Genomic DNA, 1,023 nt, shown 5'->3' with positions numbered 1-1,023 from the left:
GATCCCCTTCAGGGAAACCAAATTCTCTCATCCATTGCGCCGATGCCAATAAGTAATTCATACTTAGATCAAACATTGCAACTGGTAAAGGAAATTGAGTGATCAGAATTTTATTTTTTTCATCAATATCTGCAACAAAAGTTCGTTTGCCTGTTTTTTCTTGTTTGCTGCTTTTGTACCGATTATAACATAATGTATAGTTTGCAGGATTTGAAAAACCAAGCATAAAGGCCATCTGTTTTTTACTGCAGCCTGTCCTGCTTATGTACTGTTCGGCAAATTCCATTTGCAAGCGTCTGAAATAAAGATAGGGGCTTGTTTGATAAGTGGTTTTAAAATCACGCATCAATTTAGAAACCGAAATATTGTGTAAAATCGAAAGGTGCTCAACCTTGGGAAAACCAGACAGAATGACTGTTCCAAGATAATCCGCAATCTGATGGCTCTTATTACTTGCTGTATCATGGCCCAGCATTGCTTCATGATTAATGTTAAATTGATCGCCCAGAAGTTTCTCATCCATCAATCCGGGTAAATTTTTATTATAAATGTTTGCAAAAAAACCGACTACATTTCCATTTTCAACATCAGGATAATAGATGATGGTTACCGAACATTTCTGTCCATTAATCAGCTTAATTTCTGAATTATACTTTTGGACCTGGCCATCCAGAACCTTATTCACGTATGGCAGGTGATGTTCATGATAGCTACCATTAAACAAAACTCTTAGGCTTATAATACCTAACAATTCTTCAGGAGTCTTGCCACACCATTTAAAAAACTCCTTATTTGCAAAACGGCAGACTAAGTCCATGTCCCAATAGGACCACAAACTGATTCCTGCACAGGTTTGCATTATGGAGATTTCATTAAAACTTGATCCCATATAAATTCGCCTTTATTTTTTCGCATATTTCTAGGTAGATATACAGATATTAAAAGCAGCAATCTCAGCTCACGCCTGGTTCAACACTAACATCCATTAGATCTCCAGTTTCCACATTTACTACATCCATACTC

General features: G+C 36.7%; 1 protein-coding gene. It reads right to left on the bottom strand.

The window, feature by feature from the left end; genetic code table 11:
• On the bottom strand, positions 1-889 hold an 889-nt coding region (locus AC1DG9_RS27300; RefSeq protein WP_477635724.1), incomplete at its 3' end, for a helix-turn-helix domain-containing protein.
• Between the last annotated feature and the right edge of the window lie 134 nt (positions 890-1,023).

The organism is Pedobacter sp. 05L430 (genome assembly GCF_056397585.1).
This window is presented reverse-complemented; position numbering and strand designations above follow the sequence as displayed.